Source organism: Wenyingzhuangia marina, from assembly GCF_900130035.1.
GTDB classification, from domain to species: Bacteria; Bacteroidota; Bacteroidia; order Flavobacteriales; family Flavobacteriaceae; genus Wenyingzhuangia; species Wenyingzhuangia marina.
On the sequence record NZ_FQXQ01000002.1, the window covers coordinates 177936 to 199143 of the forward strand.

Consider the following 21208-nt stretch of genomic DNA (forward strand, 5'->3'; position numbering starts at 1 on the left):
TGTTTTTATATACCCTACCTTATGACTTTTTACACAAAAAAAACAATTAGCCTGTTCTTCATTATTTTTTCTATAACTTTTTGTTTTGCTCAGAAAAAAATAGAAAGACCTACGAATACAATCGTTCAAAGTTTTATAAAAAAACTCCCTAATAACTTAAAAAACTTAAATCTTAAAGATTTAAGAGAATCAAAAGACTCCTTAAACATAAGAGTTTGGAGATTAACGAAGATACTTACAATAAATTGTAATAATTCTGTCTCATCAAAATACATAAAAGTAGATCCCAAAAATCCAACAGTGCAGCCTACTCCACTTTATACAGATTTAAACGCTAAAATTCTTTTAGACTCTCTAGTGAAAAATAGAATATTAGAACTTAAAGATGATAATTATAGAGTAAGAGGTCCTGAAGCCTATGTTATAATAATTGAAATTGCCACTAAAAACAATTATAGAGTTGTAAGTTTTTGCTCTCCAAACAAAGACAGAAGTGAAGACAATAAAAGTGTTTTAAATATTATAGACATTATTGATAAAACCATTAAAAAAGAAGAGGAAAAATTAGATCATTAAGAATTTATAATAGCTAAAACAATAAAAAAGACAATAGTTTTTGTAGATTTCACAATTCATAAAAAAGTAAAATTGAGAAACTATGAAGAAAACACTATTATTATTAATTGCGATTATTACATTATCATGTAATAAAAAAGATGAGTTTGATTCAATCTCTTTAAGTACTTCAGAAAAATATTTAAGTGCTAATGAAGAATACCAAATAGAAGCATCTTCTAATTCTAATATTACTTATACCGTAGAAGATGAATATCATACCGAAGTTTCAACATCAGGATTGGTTACGGCAAAATATGTTGGAGAAACAAATGTTTTGTTAGAAAATGCCGAAGACAGTAAAATTCTTAAAATTATAGTTGAACCAAAATACACCACCTATCCTGAACCAGAGTTTGAGTTTGGAGATACTAAAAGTGATATTATTAATAATTTTGGAGAAAATTATGAAGAAATACCTTTAGATGAAGAAGGCAATTTTACTTTACTAGGCTATGATAATTATTTTAGTAAAGCACCAATTATTTTATTTATGTTGGACAGAAATAAGAAAATAGTTAGTTATGCTATTTTAACCTACAACGAATACTTGCCTGAATTGGCTGGTTTTTTAACCGAAAGATATTTATCATATATAGAAGAAGATAACACCTTCTATTTTATCAATCAATTAGAATATGAAGATGCTGATTTATTACTAGGCTTGGGAGCTTATGATGAAAATTTTTTAATTGTTCAATATTTTGATTTATCCATTGCTCCTACTACCAAAAAATATAGAACTTCAAAATCCTTAACCAAACCAGACACAAAAAAGTTAATCAAAAAAATGTATACCAAATAAAGTACATATAATAAACCAATACTATATAAACAGAGTTTTAGAAAATTGACTCCAAGTGGATAAACAATTCCCGAAATTTGATAGGACTTTTCTTACGTTTTATTTGCTAAATTAGACGCCAAAAAATAATGATATTATATGCAAAAGCGTTATCTAAAACAATAAGAATAAAAAAGTATGAATTATAAAGTTTTTAGTTTAGTAATTGGTTTTACAATTTGGTTTTTTGCAACCCTTGCATTTAGAGTTGCAGGACAATATTTCTTTCTTACAGATAATTCCACTGTTTTAATTGGACTTTATTTAATTGTTGTTCCATTTTTAGGTATGGTAGCAACTAAGGTTTTTAACAGGTATAAATTGAATAAATTACAAGCAATTCAATCTGCTACTATAATGGTTCTTCCAGGTATGGTGTTCGATACATTCTGTATTGAGTTTTTTACATGGGTATTTCCTAACCTACCTGAAACTGATGCTGCTACTTTTGGCTCTTGGTTAATGTGGGCATATGCCACTGTTTTAGTTTTTGGACTAATTAGAAAAGATAAAAATGAATAGTTTTAGTAAAAAAGAGCTTCTATTTTACTGTAAAGTATTGTATATATTTATACCATAATGATATTGCAATAAGAATTGTTAAAAGAAAACCTATGAAAAAAGAACAATCAAAAAAATCAAAAATCCTATCATCAGTTGTTGGTGTAATATCATTCGGAGTTTTTTATATTATTGGTAGACAATTTTTTGCTCCAGATTTAGAAACGGAATTAAATAATGTTGCTATTCAGTTAAATAAACAAACTCCTATGCAAGTAGATGAATTTACTAGATTAGATAGTGCTTCTTCTAAGGGCGCTACAAATCTTATGTACTACTACACTATTATGAACCTTGATAAATCTGAAGTTAATCTTGACACTGTAAACAAATATATTAGACCTAGTATAATTGAAAACGTTAAAACAAGTCCTGATTTAAAAGTTTACAGAGACAATAATATAACTATGGATTATATTTACTTCGATAAGAATGGAGAATTTGTAATTAAGTTAGCTGTTACTCCGGAGCTTTACAATAACTAAATTAAAGCCTCTTTGTAAGAACTTTAAACAAGAGAAAGTAAGAAAATACTGATAACACTTAATTAAACGTAATATTCAGTACCTTTAGTTTTAACAATAATTTTATGTGGAATTACCCCCTCCATTATTTTACTTAGCTCTCAAATATGGAAAATTAAAGAAAATAGACAAAAATGGAAAGTTAGAAACCTTGGAAAAGATATAATTTCATATCAGGAAAAAATCAACGATAAATTGAAATTTTCTGAGAAATATATTGAGTATGAAAATAATAAGATTTAACAATACAATTACATAAAATGGAAAAACATTATTCTTTGAGGAAAAACCCACCTTTTGAAATATTTATAAAGAAAAACGAATTTAAAGTCGTTGATAGCTTAAATCCTGAACAAAGTAAAACATATTATTTTAACCATATTGAAAAGCTATCGCTAAGAAAAGAGAAAATTAATTGGATAAGTTCATTTTTACTTATTCCATTAAGTCTTTTAAGTCAAGGAGGGTTTGGAATACTAGACAAAAATAAAAATGAAATACGTTTTTTTCATGACGATATTCCAGTTCGAATATTTTTGAAAGGATGTGACATGAATATAGCTGAATCTGTTTTTGAAATATTAAGATCCAAATAAAAACTACACACAACACTGGCTAAACTTCATGCGGGTTTAGTTCTAACTTTAAAGTTTTGTGTATATTTACTAAGTCGCCAAATCTTGTTGATTTGGCTTTGTGAAATCAAAAGAAACAAAGCCAAACAAAAAGCTTCGGCTTAGTACGTGCTCGAAAAGGCTCTGCTCCTTTTCTTCCCGCACAAAGCCTAGACAAAACCGTTTTGTATAACTCCGAAAAACCTTTCGAACCACAATGGATTACCAAACATACCAACCACATATTGACTTAAAATCACTTGTTAGTTGCTATTGGACTTTAGAAATACCTAAACAGTCTCAATCGCAAAAACAACGAATAGTACCTGATGGTTGTATTGAAATGGCTTTTATTCTTGGAGACAACATAAAACGTTATACTTCTGAAAGTGAATTTATACTTCAACCTCGTTCAATGGTGCTCGGACAAACAATTAAACCTTTTTACATTGAACCAACAGGATATGTAAAAACTTTTGCTGTCCGATTTTATCCTTATGGATTTGCCAATTTTGTTTCTGAACCAATCAGCAATTTAGCAAATAAAGAGACTCCCATAAATCAGCTTTTTGAAAAGAAAATTGTTGATGATTTAGAGCAAAAAATAATCGAAGCAGAGAATACTGAACAACGGATAAGCATTATCGAAAAATTTCTTTTGGATAGGCTCAATGACGAAAAAACAATTAATACAGTTGTAAAAAACACCGTTGATTATCTATTATCCACAAACGGTAGTGTCTCAATAAACTCAATACTTAAAGAGAATTTGTCAAAACGAAGACAACTAGAAAGGAACTTCAAAAAGCAAATTGGGCTAAGTCCTAAACAATTAGGAAAGGTTATTAGATTACAAACCGCTTTAAAAATGTTGCTTGACCAGAAATCCGAAAATTTAACCAATGTTGCCTATGAAAGTGAATATTTTGACCAAGCACACTTCATAAAAGACTTTAAGGAGTTTACAGGAATAAACCCCAAAGAATTTATCAATCACGAAAACTTAGCTCTTTCCGCCCTTTTTTATAAGTAGTTTAACGGTGTCGCATTTTTACAATTTCTAGCAACAATACACTGCTAAATTTGTTTCCTTAACAAAACAAGGAAAATGAAATACACATTATTAATCACAATTATTATCTTGACTTTTGGCGTAGCAGCCTGTAAAAACAAAAATACTTCTGCTTCCGAATCAAAACCACCTAAAGAGACAGCAATCAAAAAAGACAAGAATATGAACAGCTATGTATCAATATTTGAAATTCCAGCAATGGATATTTCAAGAGCTATTAATTTTTACAAAGAAATTTTAGGAATAGAAATTGAAAAATTAGATTTTCCAGAAATGGAAATGGGCTTATTTCCATACCAAGACCAAATGGTAACAGGTGTTATTGTGAAAGCAGAAAGTTCCAAACCTTCTGCCAGCGGTATTACTATTTACTTGAATGGTGGAGATAATTTGCAACCTATTCTTGATAAAGTAGAAAGAAACGGTGGAAAAATAATTATCCCAAAAACTCCTCACGCTGACGAAAGTGGATTTTTCGCTATTTTTCACGATTCGGAAGGAAATAAAATGGGACTTCATTCGCCAAATTAGAAAAAGAGCAAACGCATCACAAATTATAAAAGTAAAAGTGACTTGGGTGTATACTCAAGCCGCTTTTTTTGTCTAATTCAATATCTTAACTATTTTAAAGGTAATCGCTTTTAGTCCACTACGTTTTATACACAAGACCTTTTTGATTTATTGCTAAAGGCAACAAGAAAAACCAAAAAATGTTATGTAAGACAATAAATACGAACAGTAAATGATGTTACATACCTCCTACTACTCTTTTCATAAAGAGAAGTTTTAAAAATGTTGGTTGCTAAATAAAGTTGATAGTTAAGCATAAAAAAACGGTTTAAGAATAATCTTAAACCGTTATATTTAAAGAGTTTTCAACTCTTGGGTGGAAGACCGGATTCGAACCGGCGACCTCCTGAACCACAATCAGGCGTTCTAACCAACTGAACTACAACCACCATTTGCGCGCTTTCGCGTTAGCGGTTGCAAATATAATAGGTTTCTTAGTTTCTACAAAGAAAAAAATTAAAAAATATCAGATAAATTTTTAACAGTAACGTAACGTTCTGTGGTAAAGCCTTCTGCAAATTCTACTCCGGTTAATCTTCCTAAATCTCTAGACCTGTATAACACACTATCTATAAAATTTTTACTCGTAATAGGCGATTCTGGCTCATTACTATTAGGATCGTAGAATTGAGATTTAAACGCTTTAATAGCATTTTCCTTTACATCAATATAATCGGATACATCTACCACAAAATCAGGCTCTATATTTTTCCATTGTATATAATGAAAAACACTTTTAGGTCTCCAAGCTTCTTGATCACCATAACCTATATCTGTTTTTATAGCTCTTAATCCTGATAAGAAACAAGCATCAGAAGCCAATTTACTTGCTTTGGCATGATCTGGGTGTCTATCATCAATGGCATTACATAACACAACATCTGGTTGATATTTACGAATAATTTCAACTATTTTTAATTGATATTCTTTTGTGTTTTCTAAAAAACCATCTGGCAATCCTAAATTTTCTCTTACCATTACTCCTAAAATTCCAGCAGCAGCTTCTGCTTCCATAGCTCTAATTTTAGGGGTTCCTCTTGTTCCCAGCTCTCCTTGGGTTAAATCTAATATTCCAACTAATTTTCCGTCTGCAACTTCTTTGGCAATGGTTGCTCCACAGCCTAACTCCACATCATCTGGATGTGCTCCTATGGCTAGTATGTCTAATTTAAAACTCATGTTTATTTTGTTATCCAAGCAACTACACTTGGGTCATTAGGTTTGGTTTGTGGACTAATAATCATTTCTAATTTTCCATCTCTACCGATTAAGTATTTTTGGAAATTCCATTTTACTTTAGAATCCTTATATCCGTTAAATTGTTTCTTCGTTAAAAACTGATAAATTTCTGCTTGGTCTTTTCCTTTTATATCAATTTTTTCCATCATAGGAAAAGTAACTCCATAGTTTAATTGACAAAATGATTCAATTTCCTTATTACTTCCTGGTTCTTGATGCATAAAGTTATTGGCAGGAAACCCTACAATAATAAAGTTTTGCTCGTCTTTATATTTCTCATAAATCTCTTCCAATTGTTTGTATTGCGGAGTCAAACCACATTTTGATGCTGTATTCACAATCATAATTTTTTTCCCTTTTAAAGTCGAAAAATCAAAATCGTTCCCTTGAATGTCTTTTACCACAAAATCATAAATAGATTTTTTAGTATTGGTCACAAGTGTAGTTTGTCTTTTAAACGCATAAATCCCTACTAATAACACAGGAATTACCATCCATAAAATTTTCATAAGCAGTCAATATTTTTTATCTCTCAAAGATACACTTCCCCTTGGTCGAAATCAAATCTAATTTATTTCATCAAAGTTTAAAAATGTTCTTATTTTTGAGCCCTATGATAAACGTAAGCATACTTGGTACCGGTAAAGTTGGAACGCATTTAATTAAGGCTTGTATAAATAGTCCTGTGATTCAATTGGTGCAAATATACAATCGTTCTGAGCAAGGATTAACGCTTTACCAAGGCCTTACTCCTACAACCACAGATTTAAATAGTTTAAAACAAGCTGATTTATATATTGTGGCTTTACCCGATGATGTGATTAAAACCATAAATTTATCTCATTTACAAGGATTAATTGTACATACATCTGGAACCAAGTCGTTTAATATTTTACAGGCCAAAAGACGTGGGGTGTTTTACCCTGCTCAGAGTTTTACCAAAGAAAAAAAAATCAACTTTAAAGCGGTTCCTGTTTGTTTAGAAACTGAATTTAATGCTGACTTTAGAGTCTTGCAAAATTTTGCTAGCATGATTGCCCAGCATGTTTATGAGATTTCTGAAGAAAAAAGACAAAAATTACACTTAGCAGCTGTATTTGCCAATAACTTTAGCAATAGAGTAATGGGCATTGCTTATGACATTTGTAAAGAACATCAAATCGATTTTCAGATACTACAACCCTTGCTGCAAGAAACATTTTTAAAAACACAAATACTTCCTCCTAAAGTTGCTCAAACAGGACCTGCAGTTAGAAATGATGCAGAGACCATAGAAAAACATTTAAATCAATTAAAAGGAACTAACAAAGAGGTATATCAAATATTAACCAAATCAATACAAGAAAAACATGGCATTAAGTTATAAAGAACTACTAAACGATGTAAAAGCATTTATTTTTGATGTAGATGGCGTTTTAACCAACGGAATGGTCACTATTTTTCCGAATGGAGAGTTGGTGAGAAATATGAATATTAAAGACGGATATGCGTTAAAATCTGCGGTTGATGCAGGATATAATGTTTGTATTATTTCTGGTGGAAGTAATGAGGGAGTGAGAACTAGATTAGAAGGTTTAGGGATTACGGATATTTACTTAGGGGTACATGATAAAATTGAAAAGTATCAAGAGATTATAGGAAAATACAGATTAGAGCCTAAGGACATTGTTTATATGGGTGATGATATTCCTGATTATCCAGTAATGGAATTGGTTGGAATGCCTTGTGCTCCACAAGATGCTGCCCCAGAAATAAAAGCTGTTGCCAAATATGTATCACCAATAAAAGGTGGAGAAGGTTGCGTACGTGATATTATTGAACAAGTAATGCGTGTGCAAGGAAAATGGAACGGAAAATTCTATGCTAAATTTGATTAGATGATTGTTTCTATTGGCGAATTCAAACTAAAAAAACTCACCTTATTGCCTGAGTTTTTAAAACTGTCTAAACAGATTTACAAACAGTCACAAAACAGTAAAGGAAACATAAAATCTCAATTACATAATCAAGGTATTAAAACATTTTATTCTTTTACACATTGGGAAAACATGGAAGATATGTTAACTTTTGTACATGCCGATTTTCATGGAAAAGCTTTACAAGAAACCCAACGTTTGTGTAAAGAAGTTTCTTTTTTACATTATGAAACTGATGATTTGGTAGATTTAAAAATGGCGATTAAAGAATTAAAAAATAGTTCGGGAACTAGAGTGATTAAATACAATTAGTATTTGTTTAAATAAAAAAGGGTTAACTAAATAGTCAACCTTTTTTATAATATATAAATTCAATTAATCCCAAATATTAGAAGATGAAACACTTAACTTCCCTCCTCCTGTAAAAAATAAAGTAATTGATCCTAACAGGTATAAACCTATTAATTCTATACCCCAACCTCCATAAGCATTTAGCGAAATGATCTCCGCTGGATGTGCTATGAGAATAATAAAGATGGCTCCAAAAGCATAGACTAAAGAAGCCAAACGAGTTCTATAACCAATTAAGACTAAAAATGGAGCTATAATTTCTGTGATATAAACGCCATAGGCCATAAAAGATGGAAATCCTTTTTCTGTTAACATCCCTTCTATGTAAGAAATGCCCTTTAACTTAGCTATTCCGTGTAATAACATTAAGCCACCAATAGCAATTCTTAAAACTAATAATCCTAAGTCGGTATTTTTTTTCATAAGTTTTTACTTTAAATATAATTAATTTATAAACATCTAATTTCTAAGGTGTTTTGTTACATAAGAATTACTTAGGGTTATCTCCCGCCATCAAACTGGATATGACATGATATTTTGGAAATTGATCTAAAATAATTTTAATGATTACCGTTATCGGAATTGACAAAATTAATCCTGGAATCCCCCAAATAAATCCCCAAAGCATTAACATTACTAAAATAGTAATTACATTTATAGAAAAAGTTTTCCCCATAAAAACAGGTTCTAAAACACTTCCAAAAATCACTTGTACTCCAGTAATTGTTAAAACAAAAAATAATAAAGTACTCATTACTTCTATTTCTACCAAGGCAAATATAGATAGTAAAACAATAGATACGATAGAACCAATCATTTGAATAAAGTTGAGTAAAAAGGCTAACAATCCCCAAAATATTGGGAAACTTACATCAAAGAAAACACATCCCAAGCTAAATCCTATTCCGGTTAATAAACTAATTACAAACTTTACTTTTATAAAAGTAATAATGTCTTTTTCTATTTTTCTAAACGTTTTAACTGATGCGTGTTTATATTTAAATACGGTATTGTTCAATAGCTTTTCTGTATCAATAGAACCTGCTAATAGTAAAATAGCAAAGAATAAGGTCATTAAAGTCATAGAAACGATGTTTCCTACAAAATCTAATGAAGGCACAATTTTACCAACAAAATTTCCTCCTTGAAAATAATGATTTATTAAAGAGTCACCTTCTACCCTAACCACACCAAAATACTGCTCAATCATTACAATTAAATCAACAATTTTAGTCTCGGCCTTTTGAAAAAAAGTACTATTAGCTTTTAATATTTCATTACTAGATAATTTTATTAAAATAGCTGCTATTTTACCAACACCAATAATAACTAATATAACAGCCATAATTCCAACAAATTTGGGAGCATTTTTTCTGTTAAACCATCTCATTAAGGGTAAAAACAACAAAGCAATAAACATTGCTAAAACAAGAGGAATAAAAATAAAGGATAAGGTTTTCAAAAGAAAAAATATAAAAGGAATTACTATAATTAGTAATAACATATTGGTTGTTCTGGTGTCTTTCATTTTTGGGTATTATGACTTATTATTTATTTAATAAAATCTGTGTTAAAAGTAAGAAAATGAATTGTCATTTTTAGATAAAAAGTCAAGCTTCTAAATATTTTAATCTATTAAGGGAATCTTAATTTAGTTCTTGTATGACTCCTTGTTTTTTATTTGATATCTTTATGAAAAAGATGTGTGAAATATGAACAAACCTAGGATTAAAAACGAAGAACAATACGAAGCGTTAAGAGATAAAGGTTATAGTAAAGAAAAATCAGCTAGAATTGCCAATACCCCTGATGCAGGCAAAAAAGGAGGTAAAGCAAATCCATACGAAGAATGGACTAAAAAAGAGCTGTATGATAAAGCCAAAGAAATTGATATAAAAGGCAGATCTACCTTCAATAAAAAAGAACTTATTAAAGCCCTAAGAAACAATTAAAACTATGAAGTTAATTCCCTCTAATGTGATTAGACAATTGTTTATTCTTTTATCTATCTCGCTAATTGGCTCCCTTATATTTATAAATTTAACAGCTTATCTTTCTGGCATACTTGGAGCTATTACTTTATTTGTGATATTAAAAAAGTATATGGAAAAGTTGGTAGAAAAAAACTGGACCGTAAATATTTCATCTTTTACTTTAATGTTCATTTCATTCATAACCATTTTACTTCCTGTTTTAGGAGTGTTTTTTATGCTTGGAAACAAACTAAAAAAAGCCTCTGAAAATTCTGAACAAATTATAGAAAACATAAAAAATAAACTAAATGAAATTGAACAATATGTAGGAATAGATATTGCCTCTAACATCAACACCTCAGAAGTATCCAAATCTCTGTCTGAAAATATTCAAAATTTAATAGGGGGAACTTTTAATACTCTAATGAGCATAGCCATTATGTATATTTTACTATATTTTATGCTTATTAACTATAACAAAATAAATAAAGTTATATACAGTTATATTCCGTTTAAAAAGAAAAACTATGAACTTTTAAATCAAGAAATTACTTCTATGATAAAAGCAAATGCTCTAGGAATTCCTCTTGTTGCCATTGCACAAGGAATTGTAGCATTGGTTGGATTCTTAATTTTTAACATAGACAATTCTTTCTTTTGGGCAGTAATAGTAACCATTGGATCTATGATACCTTTTATTGGTAGCATGTTAGGAATTATACCTGTATTTTTAATTGCCTACTCCAATGGAGAAACATTTAATGCATGGGCTGTTTTAGCCTATGGAGTTATTCTTGTTGGAGCTACTGACAACTTAATACGCTTATTTATATTAAAACAATTAGATGATGCTCATCCATTAATAACACTATTTGGAGTAATTATAGGAATTCCTTTATTTGGTTTTATAGGATTGATTTTTGGACCTTTACTAATGAATCTCTTTTTTATTCTTGTGCGTATTTACAAAAGTGAATATGGTAATGATTCTCAAACTTTAGAAGTTAGTTCAGATTAACTTGAATTTAAAATTTGAGTAGATATTTTATATTATTTAGCTAATATGCATCTACATCAATATTCATTCTAATAGCTCTAAAACGTCCAATAGATTCAAACATAGTTCTTACTTTTTTGATATAATCTTTGGTCGCAGGTACCGATTGTTTTGGCGGAATTTTAATAATCAATTGTTTGATATACATGTTCCTTACCCTAGATACAGAAGGTGCTGTGGGACCTAATAAGTTTTTACCAAAACTGTTTTTTAATGATTTCCCTAACCACTCTGATCCTTCATTTAGCAAATTAAAATCTTTGTGTTTTAAGGTAATTTGAATCAACCTAAAATATGGAGGATAATAAAAATTTCGTCTATCAGTAATTTGCTCATTATACATTTGTTCGTAACTATTAGTGGTTACTTGCTGTAAAATTTGATGATAAGGATTAAACGTTTGTATTAATACTTGTCCTTGTTTTTGACTACGTCCTGCCCTACCCGATACTTGAGTCAACATTTGAAAACTACGCTCATGAGCTCTAAAATCTGGAAAATTTAACATGTTGTCTGCATTCAAAACTCCAACCAAAGTAACATTGCTAAAATCCAATCCTTTAGACAACATTTGTGTCCCAACCAAAATGTCAATTTCACCATGTTGAAAAGCATCAATAATTTTAGCATATCCATATTTACCACGAGTGGTATCTAAGTCTAAACGACCAATATTTTGTTCTGGAAAAAGGCTTAACAACTCTTGCTCAATCTGCTCTGTTCCAAAACCTTTACTCGATAATCCTGTACTACCACATGCATCACATTGCAAAGGAATAGCTCTGTGGTATCCACAATAATGACAACGAAGTTCATGTTTAAATTTATGTTCGGTTAGGCTTACATCACAGTTAGGACATTGAGGTGAAACACCACAAGTTTCACACTCAACCAAGGGAGCAAAACCACGTCTGTTTTGAAACAAAATCACCTGTTCTTTTAATTCCAAAGCTTCTTTAATAGCGGTTAAGAGTGTATCAGAAAAATGTCCTGTCATTCTCTTTTTTTTATGCTTTTCTTTGATGTCTACCAAATGAATTTTGGGCATTTGCACATTTCCATATCTACGATTTAAACTCACCAAACCATATTTCCCGTTTTTGGTGTTGTAAAAAGATTCTAAACTGGGTGTAGCCGAACCTAAAATGATATGTGTTTTATGCATTTTTGCTAATACAATAGCTACATCTCTGGCATTATATCTTGGAGCAGGATCAAATTGTTTGTATGAAGATTCGTGTTCTTCATCCACAATAATCAACCCTAGTTTTTTAAAAGGCAATAAAGTGGCAGAACGAGTTCCTAAAATAATTTTAGCTTTCTCAGAACCCTTTAAAATATGATTCCAAACTTCTGCTCTTTCGTTTTGTGAATATTTAGAATGATAAACACTTAAATCATCTCCAAAAAAACGCTGTAATCTAACAATCAATTGAGTGGTCAAAGCAATTTCAGGCACTAAGAACAAAACTTGCTCTCCTTTGTTAATGACCTCTTGAATTAAATGTGCATATATTTCTGTTTTACCGCTTCCGGTAACTCCATGAAACAAACATACATCCGTTTGTGTAAAAGTATTTTTAATGTCCTTAAAAGCAATCTCTTGTTCATTACTTAATTCTGGAATTGATTGACTAGCATCTCCAAAAGAAATTCTATCTGTTTGAATTTCATAAACATCAAATATTCCTTTCTTTTCTAACCCTTTACAAACTGCATTACTAATACCCGATGTTTCTAAAAGTTCCTTCTTTTTTATAGGTGATTTGTCTTTGGCTTTTATCATAAAATAATGCATTACCAAAGTTCTCTGCTTTTCGGAACGAGATAACAATCCTAATAATTCTTGTAACTTTTCTTTATTCTCCCATTCCTGAGTTAAACGAATATAAAGAACCATTTTAGGTTGATACTGCTCGTATATTTCCTCTTTAAGACTTATAGCCTCAACATCTATCATTCCTTTTAAAACAGGAAATACTTTTTTGGTTGATAAAATATTTGACACCTGAGAAACGGTAATCTGAGATTGTCTTTGTAGGGCTTCATAAATCAAATAAGCATCTACTGATAAAAGATTAGAATCCTCAAAATTAGGATTGGCTATAACAACCGTTTCACTTTCCAATAAAAAAACAGATGGTAAAGCAGCTCTTAAAACTTCCCCCAAAGAACACATATAATAATTAGCAATCCATTCCCAATGTTTTATTTGAGTTTGAGTCAATACTGGAGTATCATCTAAAATTTGATAAATATCTTTAGCTTCATAAGCCTGTGGTTCTTCCTCATGAATGTGATAAACAATTCCTGTATATATTTTGCTTTTTCCAAAAGGTACTGCTACTCGCATTCCTGTTTTCAGGAAATGTGCTTCTTCTTCAGTAATACGATAAGTAAACTGTCTCTCTAAAGGAATGGGTAATAAAATATCTACAAAAAAAGGTTTAAACAACACTTTATAAGAAATTAAGATTGTTGCAAAGAAATGGGAATTTAAGCGTTTAAAAAAATCTTTAAATCATAAAGTTTAGCTGATGAATATCATAGTTGTTAAAGGTTCTTAGTTGTAACTTGATATATAATATTAAAATCTATTGTCATGAATACTTCTATCCTAATTGCTAGAGTTTTAATGTCTCTTTATTTAATTTTCGGATTCGGAATGTTAATGAATCAGACGTATTATAAACAAGAAATCAATAAACTTTTATTAAAACCAACCTTTGTACTACTAAGTGGATTTTTAGCGATAACTTGTGGGGTTATTATTATTTCTGTACATCCTAATTGGAGTGATGACTGGAGAGTTATGATTACTTTATTTGGATGGGGAATTATTTTAAAAGGAGCCTTTTTTATCATTGCTCCAAAACAAACACAAAAAATTAAATACACTTTATCAAAATCTGAGAGTATTGCTCCAATGACTATTCTGTTATTAGTACTTGGGCTTCTTTTTGGTTATTATGGGTTTATTAAGTAAACAAACGGTATCATTATATGTTTTTCTACACAAAACAATACAGGGAACTACAGGACAGTAGCAGATAGTTTTTGTTTTTTTTGTAAATATTTTTACAATTAATTACATAATTAAGAATACAAACAACTATTTAACAATGAATTCATCAAAAAAAAACAACTTAATCATCACAATGATGTTAACCGTTTTTTTATCAATCTCTACCATGGCATCAAATACACCAGGTTTACATAGAATTGATAAAGAAACAAATACTACTAAAATAAAAGAAAGTCCCTTAGCTGAAAACTTAGTTGAGGAGCGTGTGCCTGTAATACATCTTATAGGAGATTCTACAGTAGCTAGTTATAACGAAGGTGGTTTTCCTTTTCCTTTAACAGGTTGGGGACAAGTACTTCAAAATTATATTGATGAAAGCAATTATGTAATTAATAACAAAGCAATTGCTGGAACAAGTTCAAAAAGTTTTTATGAAAACCATTGGACAGATGTAATTAACAACGTACAAGCAGGAGATTATGTTTTTGTTCAATTTGGAATTAATGATAGAGCTAAAGACCCTAACAGAGAAACTGATCCTGCTACCACCTTTAAACAATATCTTACAAATTTCGTAAATGAAACTCAGGCCAAAGGAGCTACTTGTGTATTAGTTTCTACCGTAAGAAGAAATGCTTGGAATGATACAACACCAAATACTGTTTACGATTCATACCACGGGCATCCTGTAGCGACAAGAGAATTGGCTGCAACTTTAAATATCCCTTTAATTGATTTAGATAATAAAGCTAAAGTGTTAATGGAATCCGTTGGAAAACCATACTCTACTGATTTTATTTATTTACATCTTAATCCAGGTGAATATCCTGCATATCCTAATGGAAAAGCTGACGATGTACATTTTAAAAGAATGGGGGCTTTAGAAATGGCTAAACTTGTCGTTGATGAAATTCAAGACGAAGCTTCTACTTTTAATAGTATGAATCTTTTAGTATCCTCATTAAAAAATACTCATAGCATTACTATCAATAAAAACATGGAAGATGCTGGATTGGTAACTAGAAATCAAGTATTCCCTGTAGGTATTAGCATCACATTAAAAGCAACACAAAACCCAGGATATATTTTTAAAAGATGGGAGGATGAAGCAAACAATACTGTAAGTACTAACAAATTATACAACATCACTACAGGAAGTTCTGATGTTACATATAATGCTATTTATGAAATTGATGCAGATTGTCCTCCTGTTACTCTATTCACAAAAGTAAATGATGGAACTTTAGAAAAAACAAATAAAGCGATCGTAAGTACGGGGGATAATGTAATTTTTTCTCCTGATGCGGTTGAAGGTGGTACATGGAGTTGGACAGGTCCAAATTCTTTTACTGCGACTACTAAAGATATTACATTAAATGACATCCAAACAAGCAATGCTGGTGACTATATAGTATCTTATACCACTGCCGGTTGTGTAACTACTAAAACTTATAATGCTACTGTAGACGGAAAGGTTTATGAAGATGGTAGTGTTATGATGTCTGCAGAAGGAAGTATTGAGAACCAATCCGTAAAAATATCTTTCGATCAAAAAAATATCTCTGGTTATCTTCAATTATACCGTGATACAGATGACAATCCTGCTGGAAGAGGTAGAATTGCCTATGTTCACTCTAGTGCTACTGAATATATAGATACTGATGTGGTTGCTGGAACCACCTATTACTACTGGTTCAAAGGAGCCGACCTTAACGGAAAAGAAATAGGGGGAGGTCCTGTAAATGCATCTATACAAGGAACTACAGATTTATGGTTAGAAGCTGAATGTGGTAATACTGGTTCTGTTTGGGATGAACTGTCCGACAACAATGCTTCTAACAGTAGTTATGTAACAGTTGTAGAGGGTACAAATATTCCTGAAGGAAACACAAATACAGCTCCAGCATTAGTAAATTCTTCTGAACCGTATACTGCTGCAGAAAATAATGGAAGATGGGGTACTCTAGCCGCTCCTTGGATTACAAATAATGCTGCTAAAAACCATGCGGGGTATGGTGGTTGGGATGATTTCCAAGGATTTAATATTTTTAACATGGAATCTGGTTGGGGAGAGCCAGATTTTATTGATGGAAAAATTCATCAAGTGGTTAATTTAGAGGCTGGAAATTATACACTAAACATTAACGTTAAAAATACAAACCAAAATACAAATCCTCAAGGAGCTTATTTTGTAGTTTCACAAGGTAATACAGGAATACCAAACACAAACGATGTTGAGACAGACGCTAATGTATTAGGGTATAGAAAAATTGATCTTGAAGAAGGAATTTTTTCAATTAACTTTACGGTTAATCAAACTTCTGATGTTTCTTTTGGACAAGTATCTACTCAATCGGGAAACTTTTTCTGTAATGTACTTTCATGGGAGTTAACAGTTCCCCCAAATACAGATAAACTAATTTCATATGATTTTAATATTTCTGAAACAAGTAATTATTCATTATGGACACGTTCCATTGCTACAAGTACAGATGATTCAATCCTAATTAGTGTTGATAATGGAGCATGGACTACTTGGAATGTTACTAACAATAGCGACTGGATTTGGAGTGAAGCGACAAATTTAAATTTAACAGCCGGAAACCACACTTTAAATATTTCTTATAATGGAGGAGCTGTTAAATTAGATAAAATATTAATTTCTAATACAGGTATTACTCCAGCAGGGACTGGAGAAATGGCTAATAACTGTACCTTAAGTGTTGCTAATTTTGATTTTTCTTCAAAATTTAACATCAATCCAAACCCTGTAAATGAGATCTTAACTATTGAAGGTATTGATTCAAAACAATCAATTTCAGTATTTAATATTGCAGGGAGTATTGTTAAAACCACTACTATGAACATCAACAATAATAGTTTAAACGTAAGTAACTTATTACCTGGAGTTTATTTTGTAGTGTTAAATGGCAACAACAATAAAACAACAACTACTAAGTTTTTAAAAAATTAGGAATTAGGATTAAAATTTTAAATAAAAAGGCTTTCATTTTAAAATGAAAGCCTTTTTATTTAATTAAGTGTCTTTTAAAACTTCCAATAAGTATAGAGACCTATTCCATAATTAAAAGTAACCTCGTTATCAATTAAATTCTGACTCAAAGGTAATTGTGAATTTACTCCAACAACAAAATGTTCCGTTTCTGCTTGTACTCCAATAGTAGCGTTTAACATCTCTCCATTGGTTCTATTATCTACAATACCAAAACGTTTTGAGGCTAAAAAATGATCATAACTAGCTCCAACAATTGGAGCAATACTCGTATTCGTTCCCAAAGGAAAAACATAAGAAGAGGCAACATTTACCTGTGTTTGATTTCCAAACTTAAACTCATCATTGTTAGTTCCTTTTAAAAAGTACATAGCACTTATGTTTATAGACCACTGATTCAAGTTATAGTTATATTGTAAAGGCAATAACAAATCCCAACTTCCCGTTCCTAATTGTGCCGCAGAAGTCTGATTTAGACTAGAATTCTTTAAATCAAATTTCCCCGTTGGCATTTTTACTCCAGCTCCGATTTTTAAACTATGATTGCTTTCTGCATTCAAAACATTAATCAAACCATAAAAACTAACATCACCTAAACCATTATTACTAAAGTCTCCTGTTGATTTGTACCTATTGTTAAAACGATAAGGAATAGTTCCTTTGATTTGAAAATAATCTGTTAACTGATATTGTCCTGTAATACTCAAGGTATTTACATGATCATCTGCCAAAGGAATGTTAGGATTGGCATTGCTTTGGATGTATTGAAAATGCATATAATTGTAGGTAAAACCAATATAATTTCCCCCTAAAACATTTGCAAAACCACTGCTGTTGGAGGCTCCACATCCACAAACATCGCAAGCATGTATTTTCGTAGAAAAGCTTATTAATAGAATAAAAAATATTTTAGTTAGGTCTTGCAAAACGTTCATCGTTTATAAATTCGTAATCTGTTAATGTGTCTAAGAAAGCTAAAATGGCAACTTTCTCATCTTCTGTCATAGGAATTCCTAAAGAGGTAATTTCTCCTTTATCATTTTTTTGAATTAAACTCTCATCCAAATTTTTCATTTTAGTGATTTTTGGAAAAGTATCATCATCATAAAAGTCTAATACTTTTTTTAACAACACTATTCTACCATCGTGCATGTACGGAAAAGTAACTTTTACATTTCGCAAACTAGGTACTCTAAATTGGTAATAATCGTCTCTTTGTTTTAGCTCTTCAACTGTAGCAAAGGGATTGGGAGAATTTATCCTAGCTCTTCCTGTTTCTGATGGAAAATTAGGATTTTCTTCAATTCCATTGTTCATAAACTTCTGGTTGGTAAATAATTCTCCACTATGACAACTTGCACATTTTTGATTGAACAAAGCTAAACCTTGTTTTTCTATAGCTGTAAACTCTCCTCCTTTTTCTCCTCGTACATATTTATCATATTTGGAATTTGATGAAACCATCCCTCCCATAAACTGAGACAAAGCACTCAATAGATTTGTACTATTAATGGCATCTTCTTTTTGAAAAGCTTTGGAAAACATTTGCTGATATTCATTATCCAATTTTAATTTGGCAACAACGTTAGTCATTTTTTCGTCCATTTCCACAGGCTCTGTTATAGGAATTACTGGTTGATCTAACAATTTATCTTTAGCTCCATCCCAAGTAAAATCTTCCATATACGCAAGATTTTGAATAGGTTGAGAATTTCTTGTTCCTGTAACTCCTGCATGAACCCCTTCACTTAAATCATGTCCGTGATGGGTAAACGCATGAGATTGGTTGTGACATTCAGCACAACTAATACTATTGTTTAGAGACAATCTATTATCGTAAAAAAGTTTACGTCCTAAGACAAAACCTTCTGTTGTAATATTATGGTTCTCAAAATCGTATGTAGGGTTTGGAAAATTAGCAGGTTGTTCAAAATTAAACTCAAACACCTCATAGCTTTCCTCATCTTTACTACAACCAACTAACAACAGTAATATCGTTATAAAATATAATGAATACTTCATTTGTTAAAAATTAGAAGAAGTTATCTGAAAAGTATTTTTTTCAAACAGAACTTATTTCAATTTGTCATAACTACTTATTCACAGTATGTTATGGGGTTTGAAATAAATTCAGAATGACGTTTTGTAATACTTTTCAGACAGTCTCTTTATGTAATTATTTAGTGTGAGTGGCTATGCTCATCCCCTTCTGAATGATCATGCTGTTCAACATCTTCTAAATTGATCGCTTCTTCGTTGGTATGTAAATGATCTAGAGTAATACTGTTGGCAAAATTATCTGCATAATTTGTAGCATTGTCATCAGTACCTCCATGAGATGCTACTGCATCAAAAGGTACTGAAACTCCAGGTGCATCAGGTGTAAATATTTTTTCAATAGCGACTATTAAATGAACACTAGGTGATATTTTTGAAGCCACAGTTAAAGTTTGAGGAAATTCTAAATTTACTATACGAGAACCTATAAAGTTTTCTCCTTTGTCTCCTATATGTATTTGCAAATTATTAGGGGCTTGGGCTGTACTTGTATTAGCTCCTTCAATTTTAGAAAAAATATAAGAATTAGGGTTCCATGTCCACTGCATATCAGCCTCAGCCAATTCCATTAATTTTTCTTGTGCATCTGCATTTCCAGCAGCAACTTCTTTGCTAACTCCAACAGTAAAAGTCAATGATTTATATGATCCTTCAGGAACACCTGTTAAATATGTTTTTACCACTCCATTAGCATCTGCATGTGCTAAATCTATTAACTGTGCTCCTATGTTGTTAGGAATTTCGTATTGTGAATCATCTGTAGCAGTAACTACAACATCCGATATTAAATATTTAAATTTGGTTAATTCTATATTTTGATCTTGATTTTCTTTGTCTTTTAACGTAATTAAATCTCCAATCATTAAAGAGTGGTCAAATTTAACAACAGCAGAAACATGTGTTCCTTCACTCTGATCAATATTATTGTCATCATCATTACTACAAGAAATTAATAAGGCAGCTGCTAAGGCTCCTAAAAAATAAGATTTTAAAGTTTTCATTTTATGGTATAATAAATTTTAAATAAATAGGTGTAATGACTTTCGATATTCTAAAAACGAAGTCATAAAAAGGCATAAGTATGCCAAAAAATTATTTAAAACTATACCATTGGAGGTTTGTTGATTTTATGACTTAACAAATAAGTATAAGTAAAGTCATAATCAAAATAGGTAGTTATTTCCTTTGGAGGAAATATAGACAAATTAATTTTTTCTATAGCTTGAAAATAAACAGGAAAAAAGGCAGCGCTAACATTTACAACTGCTTTTCCATCTTCAGAAGTATCAATAGCATTTATTTCTTTTGCTAAATGACATTGTCCATTACATTGTAGTTCTGGCTTGTCTTTGTTAACACAATACTTCTCTATTATTTCACTTAAATGCGTTTCATAGTAAACCACATTCCCTACAAAGTATGCAGGACGTATAGACAAGGTTGTCAATAATAATATGAGGATAAATTTCTGAAACATTTCGACTGCAAATATAGAAAAGCATTCTAATTAACCACTAAGTTTATCGATAGAAATCTTAGATTTTTAAAACCATTGCAGCGGGTTCTAAATGAGGATTCATAAATATATAATTAGTTAACCAAAGATTTAGTTCGTTTATTTCATGTGGTAACAATCTCTTGGTAGCCTTATTAAATTCATTAATAAACAAATCAACATCAAAACTTACTTTCTCAAGTATATTAAGAGTATAAGTATACATTTCTCTTGGCATCGTCTTTTTTTTTATAGCGAAACAAATATAACTTAAACATTTG

24 protein-coding genes and 1 tRNA gene are annotated in these 21208 nt (G+C 30.7%); 14 read left to right on the forward strand and 11 right to left on the reverse strand.

What is annotated here, in order from left to right; translation table 11 throughout:
- Nucleotides 1–21 precede the first annotated feature (21 nt).
- From BUB70_RS04755 to BUB70_RS04785, 7 genes are all read left to right on the forward strand, one after another.
- Nucleotides 22–576 (forward strand): hypothetical protein, encoded by a 555-nt coding sequence (locus tag BUB70_RS04755; RefSeq protein WP_073118882.1) that lies wholly within the window; start codon nucleotides 22–24, stop codon nucleotides 574–576.
- An 82-nt stretch (nucleotides 577–658) separates the two neighbouring features.
- On the forward strand, nucleotides 659–1420 hold the full coding sequence (locus BUB70_RS04760) for a hypothetical protein (protein WP_073118884.1): 762 nt from the start codon (nucleotides 659–661) through the stop codon (nucleotides 1418–1420).
- Between the two features lie 177 nt (nucleotides 1421–1597).
- A complete protein-coding gene (locus BUB70_RS04765; RefSeq protein ID WP_073118886.1) occupies nucleotides 1598–1981 on the forward strand; it encodes a DUF5367 domain-containing protein in 384 nt (127 codons plus the stop codon).
- A 92-nt stretch (nucleotides 1982–2073) separates the two neighbouring features.
- On the forward strand, nucleotides 2074–2505 hold the full coding sequence (locus BUB70_RS04770) for a hypothetical protein (protein WP_073118888.1): 432 nt from the start codon (nucleotides 2074–2076) through the stop codon (nucleotides 2503–2505).
- 299 nt (nucleotides 2506–2804) lie between these two features.
- Nucleotides 2805–3140: a hypothetical protein gene (locus BUB70_RS04775; RefSeq protein WP_073118890.1), complete on the forward strand. Its 336-nt coding sequence runs from the start codon at nucleotides 2805–2807 to the stop codon at nucleotides 3138–3140.
- A 235-nt stretch (nucleotides 3141–3375) separates the two neighbouring features.
- Entirely contained in the window at nucleotides 3376–4191 is an 816-nt protein-coding gene (locus BUB70_RS04780; RefSeq protein WP_073118892.1) for an AraC family transcriptional regulator, read from the forward strand.
- A 75-nt stretch (nucleotides 4192–4266) separates the two neighbouring features.
- The gene (locus BUB70_RS04785; RefSeq protein ID WP_073118894.1) at nucleotides 4267–4761 is read left to right on the forward strand and encodes a VOC family protein; all 495 of its coding nucleotides are present in this window, start codon (nucleotides 4267–4269) and stop codon (nucleotides 4759–4761) included.
- Nucleotides 4762–5114: 353 nt separating this feature from the next.
- Here BUB70_RS04785 and BUB70_RS04790 read toward each other — a convergent pair.
- The 3 genes from BUB70_RS04790 to BUB70_RS04800 form a co-directional block, all read right to left on the reverse strand.
- Nucleotides 5115–5190: transfer RNA gene (locus tag BUB70_RS04790), tRNA-His, on the reverse strand.
- A 66-nt stretch (nucleotides 5191–5256) separates the two neighbouring features.
- Nucleotides 5257–5979 (reverse strand): bacillithiol biosynthesis deacetylase BshB1, encoded by a 723-nt coding sequence (gene bshB1, locus BUB70_RS04795; protein WP_073118897.1) that lies wholly within the window; start codon nucleotides 5977–5979, stop codon nucleotides 5257–5259.
- 2 nt (nucleotides 5980–5981) lie between these two features.
- Complete coding sequence (locus tag BUB70_RS04800; protein WP_073118899.1) at nucleotides 5982–6548, reverse strand: glutathione peroxidase; 567 nt, start codon at nucleotides 6546–6548, stop codon at nucleotides 5982–5984.
- Between the two features lie 83 nt (nucleotides 6549–6631).
- On the opposite strand from BUB70_RS04800, the gene BUB70_RS04805 reads away from it, so the two are divergent.
- The 3 genes from BUB70_RS04805 to BUB70_RS04815 are packed head-to-tail and all read left to right on the forward strand — an operon-like array spanning nucleotide 6632 to nucleotide 8267.
- Nucleotides 6632–7405, forward strand: a complete 774-nt coding sequence (locus BUB70_RS04805) for a Rossmann-like and DUF2520 domain-containing protein (RefSeq protein ID WP_084730182.1) — start codon at nucleotides 6632–6634, stop codon at nucleotides 7403–7405.
- Nucleotides 7389–7916, forward strand: a complete 528-nt coding sequence (locus tag BUB70_RS04810) for a KdsC family phosphatase (RefSeq protein ID WP_073118903.1) — start codon at nucleotides 7389–7391, stop codon at nucleotides 7914–7916. The genes BUB70_RS04805 and BUB70_RS04810 overlap by 17 nt, the downstream gene beginning before the upstream one ends.
- Nucleotides 7917–8267, forward strand: a complete 351-nt coding sequence (locus tag BUB70_RS04815; RefSeq protein ID WP_073118905.1) for a hypothetical protein — start codon at nucleotides 7917–7919, stop codon at nucleotides 8265–8267.
- Nucleotides 8268–8330: 63 nt separating this feature from the next.
- On the opposite strand, the gene BUB70_RS04820 is transcribed toward BUB70_RS04815, so the two are convergent.
- Together BUB70_RS04820 and BUB70_RS04825 are read right to left on the reverse strand one after the other, a co-directional pair.
- Nucleotides 8331–8729: a DoxX family protein gene (locus BUB70_RS04820; RefSeq protein ID WP_073118908.1), complete on the reverse strand. Its 399-nt coding sequence runs from the start codon at nucleotides 8727–8729 to the stop codon at nucleotides 8331–8333.
- A gap of 67 nt (nucleotides 8730–8796) precedes the next feature.
- Entirely contained in the window at nucleotides 8797–9834 is a 1038-nt protein-coding gene (locus BUB70_RS04825) for an AI-2E family transporter (RefSeq protein ID WP_073118910.1), read from the reverse strand.
- A 184-nt stretch (nucleotides 9835–10018) separates the two neighbouring features.
- Here BUB70_RS04825 and BUB70_RS04830 point away from each other — a divergent pair, with 184 nt between their 5' ends.
- Nucleotides 10019–10258 (forward strand): DUF7218 family protein, encoded by a 240-nt coding sequence (locus tag BUB70_RS04830; RefSeq protein ID WP_073118912.1) that lies wholly within the window; start codon nucleotides 10019–10021, stop codon nucleotides 10256–10258.
- 4 nt (nucleotides 10259–10262) lie between these two features.
- Entirely contained in the window at nucleotides 10263–11297 is a 1035-nt protein-coding gene (locus BUB70_RS04835) for an AI-2E family transporter (RefSeq protein ID WP_073118914.1), read from the forward strand.
- A gap of 40 nt (nucleotides 11298–11337) precedes the next feature.
- On the opposite strand, the gene priA is transcribed toward BUB70_RS04835, so the two are convergent.
- Nucleotides 11338–13794, reverse strand: a complete 2457-nt coding sequence (gene priA / locus BUB70_RS04840) for a replication restart helicase PriA (protein ID WP_159431411.1) — start codon at nucleotides 13792–13794, stop codon at nucleotides 11338–11340.
- A 144-nt stretch (nucleotides 13795–13938) separates the two neighbouring features.
- Here priA and BUB70_RS04845 point away from each other — a divergent pair, with 144 nt between their 5' ends.
- Complete coding sequence (locus tag BUB70_RS04845; RefSeq protein WP_073118916.1) at nucleotides 13939–14322, forward strand: hypothetical protein; 384 nt, start codon at nucleotides 13939–13941, stop codon at nucleotides 14320–14322.
- A 136-nt stretch (nucleotides 14323–14458) separates the two neighbouring features.
- Complete coding sequence (locus tag BUB70_RS04850) at nucleotides 14459–17335, forward strand: DUF5013 domain-containing protein (RefSeq protein ID WP_073118918.1); 2877 nt, start codon at nucleotides 14459–14461, stop codon at nucleotides 17333–17335.
- Nucleotides 17336–17409: 74 nt separating this feature from the next.
- Here BUB70_RS04850 and BUB70_RS04855 read toward each other — a convergent pair whose 3' ends face one another.
- The 5 genes from BUB70_RS04855 to BUB70_RS04875 form a co-directional block, all read right to left on the reverse strand.
- Nucleotides 17410–18309, reverse strand: a complete 900-nt coding sequence (locus tag BUB70_RS04855) for a transporter family protein (protein ID WP_073118919.1) — start codon at nucleotides 18307–18309, stop codon at nucleotides 17410–17412.
- Entirely contained in the window at nucleotides 18284–19396 is a 1113-nt protein-coding gene (locus BUB70_RS04860; protein ID WP_073118920.1) for a cytochrome-c peroxidase, read from the reverse strand. The genes BUB70_RS04855 and BUB70_RS04860 overlap by 26 nt, the downstream gene beginning before the upstream one ends.
- A gap of 158 nt (nucleotides 19397–19554) precedes the next feature.
- Nucleotides 19555–20433: an MbnP family protein gene (locus tag BUB70_RS04865; protein WP_073118921.1), complete on the reverse strand. Its 879-nt coding sequence runs from the start codon at nucleotides 20431–20433 to the stop codon at nucleotides 19555–19557.
- A 101-nt stretch (nucleotides 20434–20534) separates the two neighbouring features.
- Nucleotides 20535–20909, reverse strand: a complete 375-nt coding sequence (locus tag BUB70_RS04870) for a hypothetical protein (protein WP_084730183.1) — start codon at nucleotides 20907–20909, stop codon at nucleotides 20535–20537.
- Between the two features lie 58 nt (nucleotides 20910–20967).
- Nucleotides 20968–21165 (reverse strand): methyltransferase domain-containing protein, encoded by a 198-nt coding sequence (locus tag BUB70_RS04875; protein ID WP_073118923.1) that lies wholly within the window; start codon nucleotides 21163–21165, stop codon nucleotides 20968–20970.
- Nucleotides 21166–21208 lie beyond the last annotated feature (43 nt).